The organism is Methylobacterium sp. E-066 (assembly GCF_022829635.1).
Classification (GTDB): domain Bacteria; phylum Pseudomonadota; class Alphaproteobacteria; order Rhizobiales; family Beijerinckiaceae; genus Methylobacterium.
Window position 1 is genome coordinate 14,116 of sequence record NZ_JAKSYO010000215.1, and the last position, 19,075, is coordinate 33,190.

A 19,075-nucleotide genomic window follows, 5' to 3' on the forward strand; every position below is an offset into this window, starting at 1 on the left:
AGCGGGCGAACAGGTCGATGTGTCAACGCCACAGGTGCGGGAAGCCGCGCGCGCAGCCGGCTGAGGTCCAAATCAGGTACCCAGCGCAATCATCGCGTTCCGTCGCAAGGGCGAAGGCATCCGCTTTCGGCGACTTCGACCTTGGCGTTGTTGCGTCGAGACGTCTCCAGAGTCTGCGCGATCGCCGCGCTCGCCTCGGCTTCATTCATCTCCAAAAGGTTCTTTCTGGCATAGACCGGGCGGTGCAGCTCACTCATCGGGGGGCTCCTGGAAACGTTTGTGTGCGATCAGGCCTGGGCGTTGTGCTCGGCGAGCAGCTTCATGAGGTCGTCAACTGGGATAGGCCGGCTGATCAGGTCGCCTTGCACGTCGGTGCAGCCTTCCAGGCGGATGCGTTGCATCTGGTCGACCGTCTCACCGAGCTTTCCATCGACGGTTGAAGCGTCCGAGCAGATATTCAAACGTGACCAACGCAGGATCAGGCCGGCATGATCGCGTGCACAAAGCTCGCGAGGCCTGCGCTGCGGACCGATCGGAACGTCCTGCCGCTCGTCTCGCAGGCGTGCTTGACCATGTTGGTCGGCTCGTGGCGGACGCACTCGACCGGAAAAAGATGCGTTCGCTCCAGCTGACGAGACCGTGCAGCAGGGTCCTGCTGTCGTCGACACCGCCGTCGTGAGTAAGAAGCCGCCTAACGCGTGCTTCGACGATCTGAGCGGGACAGGCTACGAGCCCCTGCATACAAGCTCAGGAAAGATCGAAAATGATGCGGAAAGCCTCGGGTCGCGCGCCACACCGCCGTCGATTTCTGCAGGGAGCGGGCGGCCTCTTGGTCGCCTCAACCCTCCCTGCTCAAGCCGCTTCCGCCGACAGCGACGTCACCGGACGGCTGGCCCGCTACATGGTTGAGGCTCGCGACAAGCCACTGCCTCCCGAGGTTCTGCTGGCCTGCAAGCATCGCATCCTCGACACCTTCGGCGCTATGATCTCCGGCGCCCGGATGCGGCCGGGCGAGATGGCGACGTCTTATGTCCGCAGCCTCGGAGGCGTCGTTCAGTCCTCGGTTGTCGCCTCTGACCTACGCACGACTGCGATCAACGCGGCGCTCGCCAACGCCATGTGCGCCCACGCTGACGAGACGGACGACTTCGAGCCGGTCACCAAGGCGCATCCCGGCTCCGCGACCGTGCCTGCAGCCTTCGCCATGGCGGAGAAGGAAGGCCGATCTGGCGCCGAGATGATCCGCGCCGTCGCCCTCGGCTACGACCTCTGCTGCCGGCTACTCCTCGCGCTCGGGCCAGACCTCGTGCGCGGCACACACCGCAGCGCAGAAGGTACGAGCTCTACCTTCGGGGCGCTCGGCGCTGCCGCCGCCCTCGCACAACTCGACGAACGCGGTATGCGCTTCGCGCTTTCCTACGCGGCGCAGCAGGTCTCCGGTCTGTGGAGCTGGGTGAAGGACGAAGACCATATCGAGAAGGCGTTCGATTTTGCCGGCATGGGCGCGCGCAACGGCGTCACCGCAGTGGCCATGGTGCAGGCGGGACTGACCGGGGTCTTCGATGTTCTCGACGGCACGCACAACCTGTTCATCGCCCTCTCGACCGATCCGAAGCCCGAGGCGATGCTGGAGAACCTTGGCAGCCGCTTCTACGTGACCGAGACGGCAATCAAGACCTTCTCGGTAGGCTATCCGATCCAGTCGCCGCTGGACGCAGTCCTGGCCCTGCGCGAGCGGTTGAGCGTGCGAGCCGAAGACGTGCGACGGGTGGTGGTCCGATTGCCGACCGATGCCGTCGGCATCGTCGGCCAGAGCGCCATGCCTGACGTGAACTGTCAGCACTTGGTGGCCCTGGCTCTCGTAAGAGGGGCCGTTTCCTTTGCTGACAGCCACGATACGAAGCTGATGCAGGACGCTGAGATTCAGGCACTGCGCGCGAGGGTTGAGATCGTGGGTGACCCCGCACTCATGACGCGGGAGGCCCCGCGTAGTGCTCGGGTCGAGCTCACGCTCGTAGATGGTCGAATGTTCGACCATTTCACAAAATTTCCACCGGGGACCAAAGAGAATCCTCTGAGCACGGAGCGCGTGAACGCGAAAATTCGCGACCTAATCGCGCCGGTCCTTGGCGCATCCCGGGCGGATGCCTTGATCGCCCGTATAAATGCCCTTGAAGACCTGGATGATATCCGGACCTTGCGGCCGCTGATCAGCGCCTGATCATTCCGATGTCCTCAATTAATCGGCTGAAAGCGGAGTAGCTTACAGCCATTCGATTCGCGAACGACCTTGCCGTTTTGACTATTTCACCGCCTGCCGAGTAAGTAGACGTTGGATCGGTGCCGCGAGTAATTACCTACCGCCGTGCAGAGTTCGGCTGAAGAGCGCGAGCATTTCGCCCCAGCCACGCTCTGCGGCGGCGTGGTCGTAGACTGGAAAGTCTGGCATCATCCAACCGTGCGCGGCCGGATAAGTTTGTGTCGTATAGCGTACGCCGGCCTCCGTCAGAGACCTCTGCAACCGCTCGGCCATCGCAGGCGGGTAGCTGCCGTCGTTCTCCGCCACGCCAATGTAGACCTCCGCCTTCAGCTTTGGCGCGAACAGGTGGGGGCTCGTGGGCGCATCGTTCACGAGATTGCCCCCGTGAAAGCTTGCGGCTGCCGCGAACCGCTCGGGGTAGGTTCCCGCTGTGCTGTGGCCAGGGCCATGCCGCCGCCCATGCAGAAGCCCACCACCCCAACCTTGCGACCTCCGACGTCGTCACGCGTGTCGAGGTAAGCGAGTATGGCCTCTGCATCTTCAGCGGCCTTCAGGGGACTGGTTGTAGCCATCAGCGGTCCAAGGACTGCGCGAAAGTCACCCGCGAACACCTCCTTGGGCACGAATGGCCCGTAGGGTCCGTAACGGTAGAAGAGATCCGGCAGCAGGACGATGTAGCCAGCCTCAGCGAGTTGCTGCGCCATATCGAGCATCGCCGGCCGGATACCACCGGCGTCCATGTAGAAAAGCACCGCGGGCCATGGTCCGCCCCTGAACGGGATCACGACGTGCGAGGGGCAATCGCCATCGAGCGTCCGGATCGTAACTCGCTCGCTCGGCATGGGATGCTCCTCGACCGGACATTCGCAGTGTCCGCTTCAAACCACGTACGCCCGTCAGCGGACCGACCGCGAATCGACCGATCCAGTTGCCCTTTTATGATATGCAATCGATGGTTGAATTAATAGACCGCATTTAAACAAAATATACCATAAGAGATGATACGCTTGAGATTAACAGTCTAAAAACACGTATATGCCAAGCATAGTATCTTCATAACCTGCTTGGTTAAATCCCATGCTGAAGGTCATCGGCTGCTTCTCCGACTCACATGATTTTTGGCTCGTCGGTCTAGCGGCTGTCATGTGTGCGCTCGCTGCGATCACATGCGTCGAGCTGCTGCGCCACGCTGGCAAAGCAAGCCAGCGGATGCGCGCGATCTGGCTCGCCGTCGCGGCCGTGGCCGGCGGGTCCGGCATCTGGGCCACTCATTTCATCGCCATGCTCGCGTTCGAGCCAGGCCTGCCGAGCGCCTATCACGTCGGTCTCACAAGCCTCTCGCTCGTCTACGCCATCGCCCTGACCGGACTTGGCCTGACCATCGCGCTCGCACGTGCCATACCGTTCGCAGCCACGCTCGGCGGCGCGATCCTGGGGCTCGGCATCGCGGCCATGCACTACACCGGGATGGCCGCGTTCGAGATAGCCGGTCACATCGTATGGGATCCTGCCCTTGTGGCGGCTTCATTGATCCTCGGCGGGGTGCTCGGCGGCGTTGCCCTCTCGGTCGCGCTCGTAGGCGAGAGCCTGCTCGGGCGCATGACCGGCGCGCTGTTGCTCCTGCTCGCGATCTGCAGCCACCACTTCATCGCCATGGGCGCGGTCACGATCGTTCCTGATCCGAGCTTCCTGATCTCGGAGAGTGCTATCCCGGCCCGCTGGCTCGCGGTCGGCATCGCCCTCGCGAGCCTTGCCATCCTGTTCCTCGCAAGTGCTGCGCTGGCCCTCGACATCCGCGACCGGCGCCACGTCGCGCTGGAGCGGGATCGCCTACACAGCCTCGCCAACGCGGCCGTCGAGGGGCTGGTCGTGTGCCGGGGTGACCTCATCGTCAGCGCCAACGACAGCTTCGGCAAACTCGTTGGCCTCGCCGCGACGAATCTCTCCGGGGCTGCGCTGTCGCGGTTCCTGCCTGAAGCTGCAACCCACCTCGCGCTGACTGAACAGGCGGATCAGCTGATCGATGCGGAGCTGAAGGTCGCGGAGGACGGCACGATCCCGGTCGAGTTGATCATGCGTCCGGTCACCTACGGAAACCAGCCGCACTACGCCGTCGCCGTGCGAGACCTGCGCGCTCGGCGACGGGCCGAGGGACAGATCGAGTTCCTCGCCCATCACGATGCGCTCACCGGGCTCGCCAATCGAGCGAGCTTCAATCAACGCCTCGACCAAGAACTGAAGGTAGCTGAGGCGACCGGCCGGAAGCTCGCGGTGCTCTGCCTCGACCTCGATCGGTTCAAGGAGGTCAACGATCTTTTCGGTCACGCGGCCGGTGACACCATGCTGGCCACCGTTGCCCGCTCCGTCACGGCACTTCTCGACGAGACGCAGTTGATGGCGCGTCTCGGGGGCGACGAGTTCGCGATCCTGATGCCCTGCGAGCAAGCGGTCGCAGCAGGACGCCTGGCCGAGCAGGTCTTGGAAGCTCTGCGCAGCAGCAGCGCCGACGCCACCGGTCCGATGATCGCCACCAGCATCGGAATCGCTCTCTACCCGGACGACGCGGATGAGCGCGCGCTGCTCCTGAGCTACGCCGACACTGCGCTCTACAAAGCCAAGGCCGAGGGTCGTGGTACTTATCGCTTCTTCGAAGCCAAGCTGGGCGTACAGGTCCGTGAGCGGCGCCTCCTCGAACATGACATGCGCCACGCCGTGGCCCGCGGCGAGATGCACCTGGTCTATCAGCCGCAGACCGACGTGCAGGCGGGTACCGTACTCGGCTTCGAAGTGCTGTTGCGTTGGCAACATCCCCAGCGCGGTGCAGTCTCGCCCGGCCTGTTCATCCCGATCGCGGAGGAGAGCAGCGCGATCCTGCAGATCGGCGAGTGGGTGCTTCGGGAAGCTTGTCGTGAGGCGACCAGCTGGCCGAACCCACTCACGATCGCCGTCAACGTTTCGGGCGTGCAGCTACACGCGCCGCACTTCGCCCAGCTCGTTCACGAAGTCCTGTTTCAGACCGGGCTCAAACCCAATCGACTGGAGATCGAGATCACCGAGACGGCACTCATCCGTGATCCTGGTCGGGCTCAGTCCACCCTGCGCCAGCTGAAGGCTCTGGGGGTCCGCATCGCGATGGACGACTTCGGAACCGGGTACTCGTCCCTGTCGAACCTGCGGGCCTACCCGTTCGACAAGATCAAGATCGACGGCTCGTTCATCCGCTCGGTCGATGGTAACGAGCAGACCGCCGCGATCGTACGGTCGGTGCTCGGGCTTGGACGCGGCCTCGGACTTCCGGTGTTGGCCGAAGGCGTCGAGACGCAGGCGGAGTTGAGCTTCCTGTCCGCCGAGAACTGCCACGCCGCGCAGGGCTACCTGATGGGCCGTCCAGCCTCGATTGAGGCCTTCACCGAGCACACGCATGGTGCCCGATCTGAAAGCGGCCATCACGCCTTGGTAGCCTAGCGAAGTGTCAAAATGCGTCGCGGTGGGGAGCGGCACGAGGCCGTCGGCTCGAATTGTGTGAGCTAAAGCTCGGAAAGTCGACGTATGGTGAGCCATCTCGTGCTGATCACGGATGCCCCGCGCCGTGGCGAGGGCCTCGTAGACGATCTTGGTGCGGTCCAAGCCCGCCTTATGCACGACCTCGACGAGGAGATGGCTTCGATCTGGAATACCTATGCAGCGCTGATCGACCGGCAGCCCTGCCATCCACTCATTCCCGCGAAAGCATTGACGCTCTTTAAGGAAATGGCAGATCCACTCGCCAACGTGCTCGTGGGTGCCTTTTGCCCTGTCACGGCGGCGATTGACCCATGAGTGAACATCGCGCCGCCGCTCGCCACCCCGTCGTGGTCCCGGCACTGTGCCTTCGCGGCGACGGATCCGAATTCCACGCGGTCACTGTGGACATCTCGTCTGAAGGGTTGAGACTGCGATCGGCAACGCTGCCGGCGGTCGACGAGCGCTTAGTCTGCAACATCCGCGACATCGGATCCGCTCAGGTTCGTGTCGTGTGGGCTGGGACCCGCGACTTCGCCGTGCGCGTCATCGGGCACGACCCCTTCTCCCGGCGACGTGGCACGGCGCTTCATCGAGCTGGCGCGCCGGCAAGCGAAGTTGTCCGAGGTCGTGCGGGTCCACCGACGGATCGTTCCAGAGCGCACGGCTGTAGAGGTCGAACTGGCGGATGGTCGGCGCGTGCCGGCGCAGATTCTGAACCTGTCAGCCTCGGGCGTGGCGCTGTCATTGGACACTGTTCCAGCGCTGGGGGAAAGTAATCCAAAGTCGGCGGCGACAGGCGACAGTCATGCGACGCATTGACCAAGGCGTCGGCGCAGCCTTTCTCGAACCGCTCCCGACGCGGCGGTCGGCGAGCACACTATTCTTTGAGTCGCGATGTGCAGCCGTTCGGTAGGAAACAGCGACCGTGATCTATCCTATTGATGATAAGAATTCCGTCCGAGCTTTGCCGGTTCCGTAAGCCACTCTTACAAAGCGGTCGATCCCAATCGGTGACGTCCGCTTACGGGATGCTGTCAAAGCCAGCTGAATGTCCGGAATGGGCGCAAAGCTGAAGGTCCGCTTATCGGAAATGAACTCTTCAACATCGTGACCTGCGTCGATCAGATTGTTCCAAAGGTGCGACAGCGGCCATAGTCGGATCGGCAGAACATTGACGAGGGCCCGTCTTCGCCCAGCGACGCTTTCGAGAGATTGTATGGCCTGCTGGAGGCCCAGAGGTTTCCGTTTTTCGACTCCGCCCTCGAGCCTGGCTGATTGATAGAAGTGTCCTATTGCAAAAACGACCCGTTCCGGTCCGCTGAAGTCGCGGTCATAGGAACCCGATCGAGAACCAGGGGACCAGGATGATGACGACGAGGCCGATGAGCAGGGCCAGGATGTAGCCGACGATCGGGCGCATGCCCGCGTCCGGGTGGATCCGGCTGATCGCGCAGGCGGCGTAGTAGCCGACTCCGAAGGGCGGGGCGAACAGCCCGATGCCCATCGCGAGGATCACCACCATCGCGTAGTGGACCTCGTGCACGCCGACCTGCCGGGCGATCGGGAACAGCAGCGGGCCGAACAGCACGATCGCCGGGATGCCCTCCAGCACCGAGCCGAGGACGATGAACGCGCCGGCTGACACGAACAGGAAGACGACGGGGCCGCCGGGAAGGCTCTTCATCGCGACCGCGAGCGTCTGCGAGAAGCCCGACTGGGTCAGAGCCCAGGCCATGCCGGTGGCCGCGCCGATGATCAGCAGGATCGCCCCCGACAGGGTCGCGGTCATCACCAGCATCGGGTAGAGCCGCCGCCAGTCGAACTGGCGGTAGATCAGCAGCCCCGCCAGCACCGCGTAGACGATGCCGATGGTCGAGACTTCCGTCGCGGTGGCGATGCCCTCGACCACCGCGAAACGGATCACGAAGGGCAGGGCCAGGGCCGGCACCGCCACCAGCAGCGCCCGGCCGATCACTTGGCCCGACGGCCGGGCGACGTGGCTCAGATCCTCCCGGCGGTAGCGCCACCAGACCAGGGCGCAGAGCGTCACGGCCAGGACGAGGCCCGGCAGCAGGCCGCCGGTGAACAGCGCCGTGATCGACACGCCGGTGACCGAGCCGATGGTGATCAGCACGATCGAGGGCGGGATCGTCTCGGTCTGGGCGCCGGTGGTAGCCAAAAGCGCCACGAGGTCGCCCTCCTTGGCGCCCCGCGCCTTCATCTCGGGAAACAGCACCGGCGCGACCGCGGCCATGTCGGCGGCCTTCGAGCCGGAGATGCCCGAGACAAGGTACATCGCCCCGACCAGCACGTAGTGCAGGCCGCCGCGGACGTGGCCGAGCAGGGAGGCCAGGAACCCGACCATCGCCCGGGCCATGCCGGTCATCTCGATCAGCAGGCCGAGGAACACGAACAGCGGCACGGCGAGCAAGATGAGATGGCTCATGCCCTCGTCCATGCGCCCGACCACCACCATCGACGGGGCGTTGGTGGTGAGGGTGATGTAGGCGTAGGTCGACAGCCCGAACGCGAAGGCGATCGGCACGCCGGAGAAGACCAGGGCGCCGACGCCGAGGACGAAGAACAGCAGCAGGTTGAGGTTGCCGAGCCCCGCGAGCCAGGGCTGGAGCGCGATCAGCCCGGCGGCGATGGCGCCGCCCAGGGCCAGCGCCCCGACGGTGAGCCGCCAGTCGGCGGTCTCCAGGAGGCGGATCACCGCGACCAGGAGCATCAGGCCGAAGCCGATCGGCAGGGCGGCGGCGCGCCAGGCGTTGTTGAGTTCCAGCGCGGGGGTCTGGACGAAGGTCTCCTCGCTGGCGAACTCGAAGGCCGGCTCCAGCACCAGCGCCACGAAGATCAGGCCGGCCACCAGCGCGACCGTCTCCAGGAAGGCGCGCAGGCGCGGGCCGCACATCGCCACGATGGCGGTCATGCGCATGTGCTCGGCGCGGCGGAACGCGACCACGGCGCCCAGCATGGCGAGCCACAGGAACAGGATCGCGGCCAGCTCGTCCGACCAGACCAGCGGCTCGCGGAAGACGTAGCGGCTGACCACGCCGCCGAACAGCACGGCGATCTCTGCGAGCACCAGCAGCGCCGCCGGTATCTCCACGAGGTAGCCGAGGGCCACGTCCAGCTTGCGCAGCCAGCTCCGGGCGCGGAGCGGCGGCCCCGCCAGTTCAAGCCCCGCCGCGCTCTCGACGGCCGCTATGTCAAACTGCATGGCGATCGTCCCTCAGGCGAGCTTGCCGAAGTCGTTCAACAACTGCCCGTCCGGCCCGCGGGGGAACGCAGAACTGGGATGGGCCGGCCGAGCCCTGGCAGGCTGTGGCGGCCGTACGCATGTCGCACATCATGTCACTCCCCAGATCGTCGGAGCCGAACGATCTCCCTCGTTGATCGTCGACTGATCGCGCGTCTTGCCTTCTTCCGGGCGCGCTGAGTTCGGTCTCCCGAACCGACCTTCATGTTGCTGCACCGATCCCTGGCCGTGTGGTCTTGTCCTGACTATCCGCTGATCGGGCTACACACCGATCAAGGCCAGCAAGCGGGGTCGGCGCCTGAGGCAGGCACCTGTACGCGGCCCCGTCGTGCGCGAGATGTGCACGTCACCTGTTCGCGGGCGCCTGTCCTAACGAACATTACTTCAGGTCAGCTTCCCGCATGCCTCCTCCAGCAACGACCAAGCGTTGTCGCCATACTTCTGCTTCCATGTCAGATAGTATGCCGTGCTTGCGAGTGCCCGCTGGAAGGCGAATTTCTCAACTTCGATGAACGCGAGGCCCTTGTTGGCCAGCTCGGTTCGCAATGAACGATCGCGCTCGGCGACATCCTTGCGCTGATCGATCACAGATCGGTCGAGTTCGGCGGTGAGGACGGATCTGATATCCTCCGGCATGCGCGCCCAGGACTTGCGGTTGGCCAAAGGCCAGTAGCCATCCCAGCTGTGACCGGTCAGCGAGCAAAATTTTTGAACCTCATAGAGTCGGGTCGTCGCGATGAGCGAGAGTGCGTTCTCCTGACCGTCGATGACTCCGGTCTGCAACGAGGTGTAAACCTCGGCGAAGTTCATGGGCGTCGGTGACGCTCCGATTGCAGAGAAGAACGACGTGAGCATCGGTGCCGGCGGGACCCGGATCTTAAAGCCGGACAAATCCTTCGGAGCGCGGACCTCTCGCCCGGATGATGTGATCTGGCGAAAGCCGTTGTCCCAGATCCGCCCCGGCGCGACGACGCCAACCTTCTCGATTAATGCCCGGGTGTGCTGACCCAGCCCTCCGTCCATCGCTCGCCAAACGGCATCGTAATCCGGAAATGCGTACGCTGTGTTGGCGATGCCCGCGACGGGCACGAAGGTCGCCAATATCGATGCTGAGAGAAGCAAAAACTCAATGCTTCCGTTCCGCACCTGCGACAGGACATCGGTTTCGGTACCGAGCTGGTTGGCTGGGAACAAGCGAATGTTGAGGCGCCCGCTCGTCCGTTCACGGACGCGATCGAGTGCCGCGCGCAGATGAACGTTGTTCGGATGGCTGGGGTCCTGACCCGTCGCGAACTTGAAATCGAATTCTGGCCCTGCCTTAACGATTGACGGCATCGCCATCACCAAGCCACCGGCCAGCAGGGCACGGCGGCTTACGGCTCTTCGCGGTAGCGCTAACATAGATGACCTCCCTGGATTTCTGCGTATTGATCGAACCTGGCCGGTTTCTTGTGTTTTTTATCGAAGCTATGCCGCTGGTCTGCGGTTTTATGGATCGGATGCCGCGAGTGCGGCCCCGAGTGCGAACCGTGCCATGCCAAGCGCCTCGCCCGGAGCGACGCCACGGGTCGCGTAGTAAAGATCGCGACCGAGAGCCAGTACGTTTGGATGTCCCGCGGTCGCACGTTCCACGGTCTCGATGGCCCGGGGTAGTACCTCCGTCGCGGGCAACACGGCATTCACTAGGCTGCGCGTGCGTGCCTCTTCAGCACTCATCAATCTCGCTTCGTAAGCGATCTCGAACAGAACCGCTTTGGGCAAGGCGTCGCGCGCAATGGCGAGCGCCAGAAAAGGAAAAAGGCCGTGCGCCACTTCCGGCAGGCCGAGCGTCGCGTCGCGCGTGGCGAAGACCATGTCGCACGCTAAGGCCAGCGCAAACCCGCCCGCATGCGCATGGCCGTTGATCGCAGCGACCAGCGGTTTTCCGAGACCGGCCATCGTGCCGAAGAGATCGATATGGGCTCGCCCGAACTCCATCCGGCCGGCGGAGGTCGGCCCAGCGCCTCGGTAGTCGCCTCCCAGGCAGAAAACGGAGCCGCTCCCCGTCAGGACGCATCCGCTGATCGCTTTGTCGCTGCGAGCGGCGTTTAGGGCGGCGGTCAACTCGTCCGCCATATCCTGCGTGATCCTGTTCCCGGCGTCAGGTCGACTCAGCGTCAGGATCGCGACCCGACCACGCGTCTCGACTTCGATCTGTCGCATCGCTGCTGCGCCCTCCGTTCGACGGAAGTTCCCGCCGGTCCGAGTCATACCCCTGCTGAAACCCCTCGCGTCAGGAGGCGTAGCGCCGCTCCTGCGCGATGAGATCAGACATGCCGACGAACTCGTTGAACTCGTCGAAAGGTGTCATCAGGTCCGCCACCGCGTTCGTCGAGCATCCCTCCTCCATGAACCGCTTCATCATGGTTTTGACGGCTTTATGCATGGCGAACATCGGCTCGATCGGGCAGAGCGCGTAGTCGAACCCGCAATCTTCGACCTCTTTTAGCGATAAATAAGGGCTTTTGCCAGATCTAGCCATATTGAATAGGAGCGGCTTGCCGAGCGGCCGCAGGCGGCGACTAATCTCGCGCATCTGTTCCACGCTCTCCATCGCATCGCAATACAGTCCGTCGGCACCGACCTCAGCGTAGCTGATGAGGCGGGCGATCGCGTCATCGAAGCCGGTCACGGCGAGCGAATCCGTGCGCGCGACGATGAAGAAATCCGGATCGCTCCGAGCCTCCAGCATGGCGCGCAGCTTCTGCTGCATCTCCTCGGCGCTGACGAGCTGCTTGCCCGAGAAGTGCCCGCACTTCTTGGGGACCGCTTGATCCTCCAGATGCAGCACCGAAGCGCCCGCCTCTTCCCACAGTTTGATCGTGCGCTGTGCGTCGAGCACGCCGCCATACCCCGTATCCGCATCCGCGAAGACAGGGACGCTGGTAACCCTGCAGATGCGGCGAATATGCTCGAACATCTCGGTCTGCGTCAGCAGACCCATATCGGGAGCGCCTGCGACGATGGCGGAGGCCGCGAAGCCGCTCACGTAGATCGCGGGCGCGCCGACCTGCTCGGCCAGCTTGGCCGTGACGGCGTCGTGCGCGCCCATGCAAACGAACGGCGGCGACTTGAGAAGTTCACGGAAGCGGGATGAGCGGGACAAAGCGGGGCCTCTGAGTTGCATCGGGCTGGAGGTTCGAAGCGAGCTTGAGCAGGGTCAGATCTCCGCCTCGAACTAGCGATGTTAGCGCAAACATAGGCGCGATTGCGGCGTTACGCAATCCATGCGGACGGGCTATGCGGCAGAGTGCGGGATCAACTAAGTTACAGACACGGCTGGGCGACTGAGATGGCAGACCTAACAGCGAGACCTCGCCGGAAGCAGAATCCCAAACAGGGGAAGCCTGAGCCTCGCATGGAGGATGTAGCCGCCCTGGCTGCCGTTTCAGCGATGACGGTCTCGCGTGCACTGCGCGATCCGACTTCCGTGAATACCGAGACCAGACACCGTATAGAGGCGGCAATTGATGCCACCGGATACGTTCCAAACCGGATCGCCGGCAGCCTCGCTTCGCGCAGGACGAACGTCGTCGGCCTGATCGTGCCGAGCCTTCGCAACTCGCTCTTCGCGGAGACGATTCAAGGCGTATCGGATGCTCTCGGCGCACATCACCCTTTGATGATCGCAGATAGCGGCTACGCGTTGGCCGGTGAGGAGGCCGCTATTCGGGCCTTCTTGGCCCAGCGCATCTGCGGGATCGTGCTGCACAACACGCAGCATACGGCGCGCAGTCGCACGATGCTCGACGATGCAGGTATCCCCTGCGTCGAGACGGGGAACCTGACCGAGAAACCTCTCGACATGACAGTCGGTTTCTCGAATTACGATGCAGCCTGCGCGATGACGGAGTACCTGATCGCCCGCGGGTACAGGAACATCGGATTCGTCAGCCTACCCATTCGCGACAATGATCGCGCTGCCGAGAGGCGGGCGGGATTTCTAGCCGCCCATCAACGACGTGGGTTGAACTCCGCTCCCGAGTTGCTGCTCGAAAGCCCGCCCGGACTGCGGAGCGGTGGGCGCGCACTCGCGACTTTGATTGAGCGCGTACCGGCCGTCGATGCGATCTTCCTTTCCGGCGATGTGCTGGCGACCGGAGCTTTGCTTGAAGCGAACCGCCGCGGCTTGGATGTCCCAAACAGGATCGCGATCGTCGGCTCGGATGACAACGAACTCCAGGAGGCCGTCTCCCCACCGCTGACAACGCTGCGCTTTCCTCGCTATCAGATCGGGCATCAGGCAGCGGAGATGCTGATGAAGCGATTGCGCAATCCCTCCCGCGACATCCGCAGGCTTGACCTCGGTTATGAGCTCATCGAGCGGGCAAGTGCTTAACAGCGAAACAAACGCGGCAACAACAATGACATTGGTTGGCCGAAAGCCGACCGGCAACTTACAGCTCGAATGGCTGAGAAGTAGCCGCTCGGTCGCAAATCTATGCCGACACGATGTCTGACGCTTGTTCCTGATGAACGGTTCTTGCCGTCTGCCCGCTGCCCTGCTCATGCAGATCAGTGCCGGCGGTCTCAGGCAGAAGCAGCGCCGCGCAGAAGGCGACCCCGTAGGCGCAGAGGGCGCAGGCTCCCATCGCCGTCCCGAGCGGCAGGCTTGCGGCTAGGATGCCCACCGTGGCGGGCACGACCGAGCCGAAGCCGCGACCGCCACCAAGGCAGAAGCCCTGGCCGCTCGCCCGGATCGAGGTCGGGAACAGCTCCGCGAAGGTCGGCAGCATGCCCGAGGCCAGAGCCCCCTGGAACGCGCCTAGGAAGAAGCTCAGGACGATGGTCGTGCTGAGGCCGATCGGCGCGAGCAGGAGAATCGCGACGTTGCCGGACTGCAGTACGAGGAAGGTCATGAAGGCGGGGCGGCGGCCGATCCGGTCCGAAAGCCATCCGAAGAGAAGCGGCCCGACGAGGGAGCCGAGGATGTTCATCGCGAGATAGCCGATGCTCGACTTGATCGAGAGGCCGAGCGCCGTGCGCAGGTAGGTCGGCAGCCACGTGATCATCACGTAGGCGCCGCCGAAGATGCCGGTCGACATAACCGCGGCCGCGGCCGTGCGGCGCAGGTGCCGGCCGGTGAAGATCGTCCAGAACGGCGGCGGCACGGCGCCGTCGCGCTGCGCCGCTCGCGTCTCGGCGTAGATGCCGGATTCAGGCACCAGCCGGCGGATGAAGAACACGAGTCCTGCCGGGATGATGCCGATGGCGAAGAAGACGCGCCAGCCCATCTCCTCGGAGAACAGGGACGCGATGACCGGCAGCATGCTGACCGAGATCGCGTAGCCGACCGCGTAGCTGCTCTGGACGGAAGCCGCGACGCGCCCACGCAGGGCCGGCCGGATCACCTCACTGATCAGGACGCCGCCGACCGCGGCCTCGCCGCCGTAGCCGAGGCCTTGGAGGAAGCGGACGAGGGCCAGGGACCAGAAGTCGCTCATGAACGCCGCCAGGCAGGTGAAACCCGCGACCATTAGGATGGTGAGCTGCAGGATCCTGACCCGTCCGATCCGGTCGGCCAGGATGCCGGCGGCCCAGCCGCCGACCGCGGCCCCGGCGAGGGAGGCCGTGGCGAGGTATCCAGCCTCGGCCTGCGTCAGGCCGAGCGTCGCGATCAGTGCCGGGATGACGAGAGCGTAGATCGTCGTGTCCATGGCATCGAGGCCGAACCCCGCGAAGCAGGCCCAGTAGGTTCGGCGCTCGGTCTGATCGAGCGTGTGGTACCAGCCGAGCTTCATCATGGCGCGTCTCCTCCAGCCATACGGGATCGTGCGCCGCCCGGGCTGCCGGCCGGGCGCAGGCACGGTTCAGCCGGTGCCGTCTCTTCGCGAACGATCTGCCGGCGCCTGTCTCTCGTGTTCGTCAGTCCAGCGGGTCGTCGCGGTACTCGAGGCCGGCGGCGGCCAGCGCGTCGCGCATCCCGTAGAGGTCGAGGCCGAGCTCGCCGGCCGCGAGCCGGGCGCGCTTGGCAACTTCGTTGGCGGCCCGCGCGTCCGCCTGCGCGGCGACGGCCTCGGCGTCGGCATGGGGCACGACCACGACGCCGTCATCGTCCGCCACGATCGCGTCCCCCGGCCGGACCAGGGCGCCGGCGCAGACCACGGGGACGTTGACGCTGCCCAGCGTCGCCTTGACCGTGCCCTTGGCGGAGATCGCCCGCGACCAGACCGGGAAGCCCATCTCCTTGAGCGTGCGCACGTCGCGGCAGCCCGCGTCGATCACCAGGCCGACGCCGCCGCGTGCCTTCAGCGAGGTGGCCAGCAGGTCGCCGAACATGCCGTCGGTGTTGTCGGTCGTGCAGGCGACTACCAGGACGTCGCCGGGGCGGCACTGCTCGATGGCCACGTGCAGCATCCAGTTGTCGCCGGGCTGCGCCAGCACGGTCACGGCGCTGCCGGCGATCGCGGCGCCCTCCCAGATCGGGCGCATGTAGGTCTTCAGGAGGCCGGTACGCCCCTGCGCCTCGTGGACCGTGGAGACGCCGTGCCGGGCGAGCGTCGCGGCGACGGCCGGCGCGACGCGGGGGATGTTGCGGACGACGACGGTCCTCATGCCAGTTCCTCCAGCGTCATCGGGAAGAGGCGCTGATAGGCCTCCCCGTAGGTCATCGCGGTTCCGGAGTTGCGGCCGCCTTGGACGCCGCGGTTGAGCGCCACGCGGGTGTAGTATTCCCAGAGGTGCTTCTGGGCGGCGAGCACCTGGAACGCGCGGAACTTGGTCTCCCACACGGCATCGATGTTCAGGATGACCTGGGGCTTGAAGTTGCACTGCTCCGGCTGGTGCGGCTCGAACAGGAACACGGGCGGCGCGGCGTAGCTGCGGTCCGGGTCCGGCTTGTGCCCGGCGGCCTGGGCGATCACCCGGGCCTCCTGCGCCACGTGGGCGGCGACCGGATGGTCGAAATTGTAGGGGTCTTCGAGGGCGTGGGTCAGCACGAAGGCCGGACGCTCCTCCCGGTAGACGTCGACGAGCCGGTCGAGGACGGCCTCGCCGACGCGCAGGGGATAGTCGCCGACGTCGAGGAACTCGATTTCGGCGCCGAGAATGCCGGCCGCCTCCTCGGCCTCGGCGCGGCGCTGGGCCTTCACGTCCTCGATCCGCACGCCCGCCTTCTTCCAAGCCCATTGGCTCTCGCCGCGCTCGCCGAACGACAGGCAGACGATCTTCATCCGGTAGTCCTTGCGTGCGTGCAGGGCGATGGCGCCGCCGGCGCGCCAGACGAAGTCGCCCGGATGGGCTGTCACCACGAGGCCCGATCGCGCTGCGGCCGCCATATCTCATCTCTCCCGGAGCGTGCGTCGCCTCTCGCGCGCACTATTGTGCATGCAGAGCTATCGCCGTCCGGGCCAGCAAACAAATGAATAGATTGAGGCTATTGATGCGGGCTATCGAATAATTCAGGTGAACCGCCTATCCCGGCGCAATGCTTTCCAACGCGCTCTGCCGGGGGCGCGGTCAGAGCGCGTTGAAGTACGCCTGGATCATCCGGGACAAGCTCTCCGCCACCGGTGATAGGGTGTGGTTGCGGCGCGTCACGATGCCGATCGTCCGCGCGATGCTCGGACCCCGGAGCGGCACGGCGACGATCTTTGCCTCGTCGGCGGCCTGAAAGGCCAGCCGCGGCACGACGGTCACGCCCAGGCCCCCGCGGACCATGCCGATGGCGGTGGCGACGCGGTGCACCTCGTAGGTCCAGGTCACGTCGGCGTAGCGTCCGCCCAGGCCCGCCGCGATGAGCAGGTTGTTGCCGGTCTGCTCCCCGATCTTGATGAGGACCTCCCGGTCCAGCTCGGACCACGTCACCACCTTCGCGTCGGCGAGCGTGTGATCGGCCCGGCACACCAGCACGAAGGCTTCCTGGTGGATCGGGGTGATGTCCAGGTCGTAGTGCTGGGCCGACATGATGGTGATGCCGAATTCGGCCTCGCCCGCCCGCACGCGCTCGATGATCGCGGTGGCCGACTGATCGAGGACGCGCACCAGCACGCCCGGGTGAGCGGCGCTGAACCCCTTCAGGATGACGGGCAGGTGGTGACCGGCGATCGTCGGCAGGCAGCCGAACCGGACGACGTCCTGGCTCTCGCGGCCCTGCCGCCGCAGCGTCCCGAAGATTTGAGAGAGCTCGTCGACGATGCGCTGCGCGCTCGGCAGAAGCTCGACGCCGGCCGGCGTCAGCGTCACCTGCCGCGTCGTCCGGGCGACCAGCCTGACGCCGAGTTCGTCCTCCAGCTTCTTCAGGCGGTGGCTCAGGGCCGCCTGCGAGAGGCTGAGGCTCGCCGCGGCCCGGTTGAAGCTGCCCCAGTTGGCGATGCTGAGGAAGGCCTGAAGGCCCAGGAAGTCGATACGCTCCATCACCCCTCGCCGTCGACACGCACCGCCAGCTTTCGCACGGACGGAGAGGCGGCCGCTACGGATCGGCCGTGACCGGCCGCGGGACGAAGTCGCTGATGCGGGCGAGGCTCAGGCGAAGAGGCCCATGAGGACCGGGCGCATGTCGGGGACCGTCTCCAGGTTCCGGACGGCCGACACGATCCGCCCGGCCCGGTCGCGCGGCAGCCCGGCGAAGTCGGCGCAGCCCTCGAACTTGGCCACGGTGTCGTCGAAGCTCATCGGCTTCTCCGGACTGCCGCGCGCGAAGTCGCCCTGACCCGAGAAGGTCCGTCCGTCCATCAACCGCACATCGACGTAGCTGCGCATCTTGTCCGCGCCGGCCGCGTCCGCGTCCGGGTTGTTGTAGAAATCGACCCGGGCGACCATGGCCTGCAGCTCCGGCCGATTGACTACGTCGTCCTGGAACTGGCCGAGCCCCGCCCTGCCGAGCACCAGCAGCACGGCCATGCAGTATTCCATGCTGAACTTGGCCTGCAGGCCCGTCCTGGACCGGTGGTGGATCAGCGTGTTGAGCATCTGCCGATTGGTGCCGACCCGGACCTGAGCCACGTCCTGCGCCCGGATGCCGTGCTGCGCGATGAGCCCCGCCATCACGTCCATGGCGGGGTGCGTGAGCGAGCCCGAGGGATAGGGCTTGATCGACACGCCGGGCGAGAGCAGCGACCACGGCCGGCCCAGGCGGCCGACGATCGCCCCGGGATCCCAGCCGCCCCCGAAGGAGGCGAAGAAGCCGCGCTTGGCCTCGAGGATGTCCTCGGCCGCCGTCCAGCCCAGGGCCGCGAGGTCGGCCGCCACGATGCCCACCTCGGCGCCGTGGCCGGCCTGGAACGGCTTGGTCATCGTGCCGAAATTCTCCCGCAGACCGCCGGCCTGAGCGCCGGCCACCCCAAAGGCGTTGCGCAGCTGCTTCGCGTCGAGGCCGCGCAGTTTCCCCGCGGCCGCCGCCGAGCCGAACACCCCGCACATGCTGGTGGAGTGGAAGCCGCCCTCGTAGGAGCGCGGCGCGATCGCCTCGGCGAGCTTCGTGGCGACCTCGATGCCCAGATGATAGGCCAGCATGAAGTCGCAGCCGGACTTGTTCAGGGCTTCCGCCAGCGCCAGGGCGGGCGGCAGGGTCGGCACCGTGGGATGGGTGAGCAGGCCGTAGACGCGGTCCTTCGCGACGGCGAGCTGCGTGTCGTCGAAATCGTCGGCGTGGATGGCGACGCCGTTGGCGAAGGCGGCGAAGCGGGGGGCGGCGCGCAGGTCCGTGCCGAGCACGGTGGACGGGCCGTTCAGGACGCCGAGCTCGGCGAGGTAGCGGCGCACGATCGGGCCGGTCTCGGCCTTCTGGCCGGCGATGGCGAGGCCGAGCGCGTCGAGGATGTGCTGCTTGCCGAGCGCGATCAGCTCCGGCGGCAGGTCCTCGTAGCGGGTCGACGTCACGAAGGCGGCCGTTTCCGTGGTCACTCCGATGGTGCCGGCCGGCCCGGCGGGCGGCTCGGCGGCGCGGGACCCGCGGGGCGCGCCAGGCAGGAGGCTCATCCCGGCGCCGAGCGCCGCCAGACCGGACAGGAATCGCTTGCGGCTCAACGTCATCGTCGGATGCTCCTGGTTCGGGTCTCGTCGCGTGGCGC

The 19,075-nt window shown here is 65.6% G+C and carries 17 protein-coding genes; 5 read left to right on the plus strand and 12 right to left on the minus strand.

The genetic code is table 11. From position 1 onward, the window contains the following. Positions 1–89: 89 nt before the first annotated feature. On the minus strand, positions 90–257 hold the full coding sequence (locus MKL20_RS32455; protein ID WP_244040140.1) for a hypothetical protein: 168 nt from the start codon (positions 255–257) through the stop codon (positions 90–92). Positions 258–763: 506 nt separating this feature from the next. Here MKL20_RS32455 and MKL20_RS32460 point away from each other — a divergent pair. Further along, on the plus strand, positions 764–2,221 hold the full coding sequence (locus tag MKL20_RS32460; protein WP_244040141.1) for an MmgE/PrpD family protein: 1,458 nt from the start codon (positions 764–766) through the stop codon (positions 2,219–2,221). 132 nt (positions 2,222–2,353) lie between these two features. On the opposite strand, the gene MKL20_RS32465 is transcribed toward MKL20_RS32460, so the two are convergent. Beyond that, positions 2,354–2,632: a dienelactone hydrolase family protein gene (locus MKL20_RS32465; protein ID WP_244040142.1), complete on the minus strand. Its 279-nt coding sequence runs from the start codon at positions 2,630–2,632 to the stop codon at positions 2,354–2,356. Continuing rightward, on the minus strand, positions 2,629–3,102 hold the full coding sequence (locus MKL20_RS32470) for a dienelactone hydrolase family protein (RefSeq protein WP_244040143.1): 474 nt from the start codon (positions 3,100–3,102) through the stop codon (positions 2,629–2,631). The genes MKL20_RS32465 and MKL20_RS32470 overlap by 4 nt, the downstream gene beginning before the upstream one ends. 235 nt (positions 3,103–3,337) lie before the next feature. Here MKL20_RS32470 and MKL20_RS32475 point away from each other — a divergent pair, with 235 nt between their 5' ends. The 3 genes from MKL20_RS32475 (at position 3,338) to MKL20_RS33315 (ending at position 6,540) form a co-directional block, all read left to right on the plus strand. Beyond that, positions 3,338–5,725: an EAL domain-containing protein gene (locus tag MKL20_RS32475; RefSeq protein ID WP_244040144.1), complete on the plus strand. Its 2,388-nt coding sequence runs from the start codon at positions 3,338–3,340 to the stop codon at positions 5,723–5,725. Positions 5,726–5,809: 84 nt separating this feature from the next. Beyond that, on the plus strand, positions 5,810–6,079 hold the full coding sequence (locus MKL20_RS32480) for a hypothetical protein (protein WP_244040145.1): 270 nt from the start codon (positions 5,810–5,812) through the stop codon (positions 6,077–6,079). Continuing rightward, a complete protein-coding gene (locus MKL20_RS33315; RefSeq protein ID WP_409568225.1) occupies positions 6,076–6,540 on the plus strand; it encodes a PilZ domain-containing protein in 465 nt (154 codons plus the stop codon). The genes MKL20_RS32480 and MKL20_RS33315 overlap by 4 nt, the downstream gene beginning before the upstream one ends. A gap of 554 nt (positions 6,541–7,094) precedes the next feature. Here MKL20_RS33315 and MKL20_RS32485 read toward each other — a convergent pair. From MKL20_RS32485 to MKL20_RS32500, 4 genes are all read right to left on the minus strand, one after another. Further along, the gene (locus MKL20_RS32485; RefSeq protein ID WP_244040146.1) at positions 7,095–8,987 is read right to left on the minus strand and encodes a TRAP transporter large permease subunit; all 1,893 of its coding nucleotides are present in this window, start codon (positions 8,985–8,987) and stop codon (positions 7,095–7,097) included. 423 nt (positions 8,988–9,410) lie between these two features. Then, positions 9,411–10,367, minus strand: coding sequence for a TRAP transporter substrate-binding protein (locus MKL20_RS32490; protein ID WP_244040147.1), 957 nt, complete (start codon positions 10,365–10,367; stop codon positions 9,411–9,413). Positions 10,368–10,514: 147 nt separating this feature from the next. Continuing rightward, positions 10,515–11,228, minus strand: coding sequence for an enoyl-CoA hydratase/isomerase family protein (locus MKL20_RS32495; protein ID WP_244040148.1), 714 nt, complete (start codon positions 11,226–11,228; stop codon positions 10,515–10,517). A 70-nt stretch (positions 11,229–11,298) separates the two neighbouring features. Then, positions 11,299–12,192 carry an oxaloacetate decarboxylase gene (locus tag MKL20_RS32500; RefSeq protein ID WP_279595122.1) on the minus strand — a complete coding sequence of 298 codons (894 nt, stop codon included), beginning with the start codon at positions 12,190–12,192 and terminating at the stop codon, positions 11,299–11,301. A gap of 231 nt (positions 12,193–12,423) precedes the next feature. Here MKL20_RS32500 and MKL20_RS32505 point away from each other — a divergent pair, with 231 nt between their 5' ends. Beyond that, positions 12,424–13,404 carry a LacI family DNA-binding transcriptional regulator gene (locus MKL20_RS32505; RefSeq protein WP_244040150.1) on the plus strand — a complete coding sequence of 327 codons (981 nt, stop codon included), beginning with the start codon at positions 12,424–12,426 and terminating at the stop codon, positions 13,402–13,404. A gap of 100 nt (positions 13,405–13,504) precedes the next feature. Here the strand turns inward: MKL20_RS32505 and MKL20_RS32510 are convergent, their stop codons facing one another. The 5 genes from MKL20_RS32510 to MKL20_RS32530 form a co-directional block, all read right to left on the minus strand. Then, a complete protein-coding gene (locus MKL20_RS32510) occupies positions 13,505–14,809 on the minus strand; it encodes an MFS transporter (protein ID WP_244040151.1) in 1,305 nt (434 codons plus the stop codon). Positions 14,810–14,930: 121 nt separating this feature from the next. After that, entirely contained in the window at positions 14,931–15,620 is a 690-nt protein-coding gene (locus tag MKL20_RS32515) for a 4-carboxy-4-hydroxy-2-oxoadipate aldolase/oxaloacetate decarboxylase (RefSeq protein ID WP_243924728.1), read from the minus strand. After that, positions 15,617–16,342, minus strand: coding sequence for a PIG-L deacetylase family protein (locus MKL20_RS32520; RefSeq protein WP_244040152.1), 726 nt, complete (start codon positions 16,340–16,342; stop codon positions 15,617–15,619). The genes MKL20_RS32515 and MKL20_RS32520 overlap by 4 nt, the downstream gene beginning before the upstream one ends. A 181-nt stretch (positions 16,343–16,523) precedes the next feature. Then, a complete protein-coding gene (locus MKL20_RS32525; RefSeq protein ID WP_244040153.1) occupies positions 16,524–17,420 on the minus strand; it encodes a LysR family transcriptional regulator in 897 nt (298 codons plus the stop codon). A gap of 108 nt (positions 17,421–17,528) precedes the next feature. Beyond that, positions 17,529–19,037 carry an MmgE/PrpD family protein gene (locus MKL20_RS32530; protein ID WP_244040154.1) on the minus strand — a complete coding sequence of 503 codons (1,509 nt, stop codon included), beginning with the start codon at positions 19,035–19,037 and terminating at the stop codon, positions 17,529–17,531. Positions 19,038–19,075 lie beyond the last annotated feature (38 nt).

What these genes read in the sequence shown, in the direction of transcription:
- MKL20_RS32460 (WP_244040141.1), top strand. Translation starts at nt 764, where the DNA reads ATGATGCGGAAAGCCTCGGGTCGCGCGCCACACCGCCGTCGATTTCTG.
- MKL20_RS32505 (WP_244040150.1), top strand. Translation starts at nt 12,424, where the DNA reads ATGGAGGATGTAGCCGCCCTGGCTGCCGTTTCAGCGATGACGGTCTCG.
- MKL20_RS32520 (WP_244040152.1), bottom strand. Translation starts at nt 16,342, where the DNA reads ATGGCGGCCGCAGCGCGATCGGGCCTCGTGGTGACAGCCCATCCGGGC.
- MKL20_RS32485 (WP_244040146.1), bottom strand. Translation starts at nt 8,987, where the DNA reads ATGCAGTTTGACATAGCGGCCGTCGAGAGCGCGGCGGGGCTTGAACTG.
- MKL20_RS32475 (WP_244040144.1), top strand. Translation starts at nt 3,338, where the DNA reads ATGCTGAAGGTCATCGGCTGCTTCTCCGACTCACATGATTTTTGGCTC.
- MKL20_RS33315 (WP_409568225.1), top strand. Translation starts at nt 6,076, where the DNA reads ATGAGTGAACATCGCGCCGCCGCTCGCCACCCCGTCGTGGTCCCGGCA.
- MKL20_RS32500 (WP_279595122.1), bottom strand. Translation starts at nt 12,192, where the DNA reads ATGCAACTCAGAGGCCCCGCTTTGTCCCGCTCATCCCGCTTCCGTGAA.
- MKL20_RS32455 (WP_244040140.1), bottom strand. Translation starts at nt 257, where the DNA reads ATGAGTGAGCTGCACCGCCCGGTCTATGCCAGAAAGAACCTTTTGGAG.
- MKL20_RS32470 (WP_244040143.1), bottom strand. Translation starts at nt 3,102, where the DNA reads ATGCCGAGCGAGCGAGTTACGATCCGGACGCTCGATGGCGATTGCCCC.
- MKL20_RS32515 (WP_243924728.1), bottom strand. Translation starts at nt 15,620, where the DNA reads ATGAGGACCGTCGTCGTCCGCAACATCCCCCGCGTCGCGCCGGCCGTC.
- MKL20_RS32480 (WP_244040145.1), top strand. Translation starts at nt 5,810, where the DNA reads ATGGTGAGCCATCTCGTGCTGATCACGGATGCCCCGCGCCGTGGCGAG.
- MKL20_RS32530 (WP_244040154.1), bottom strand. Translation starts at nt 19,037, where the DNA reads ATGACGTTGAGCCGCAAGCGATTCCTGTCCGGTCTGGCGGCGCTCGGC.
- MKL20_RS32510 (WP_244040151.1), bottom strand. Translation starts at nt 14,809, where the DNA reads ATGATGAAGCTCGGCTGGTACCACACGCTCGATCAGACCGAGCGCCGA.
- MKL20_RS32525 (WP_244040153.1), bottom strand. Translation starts at nt 17,420, where the DNA reads ATGGAGCGTATCGACTTCCTGGGCCTTCAGGCCTTCCTCAGCATCGCC.
- MKL20_RS32490 (WP_244040147.1), bottom strand. Translation starts at nt 10,367, where the DNA reads ATGGCGATGCCGTCAATCGTTAAGGCAGGGCCAGAATTCGATTTCAAG.
- MKL20_RS32495 (WP_244040148.1), bottom strand. Translation starts at nt 11,228, where the DNA reads ATGCGACAGATCGAAGTCGAGACGCGTGGTCGGGTCGCGATCCTGACG.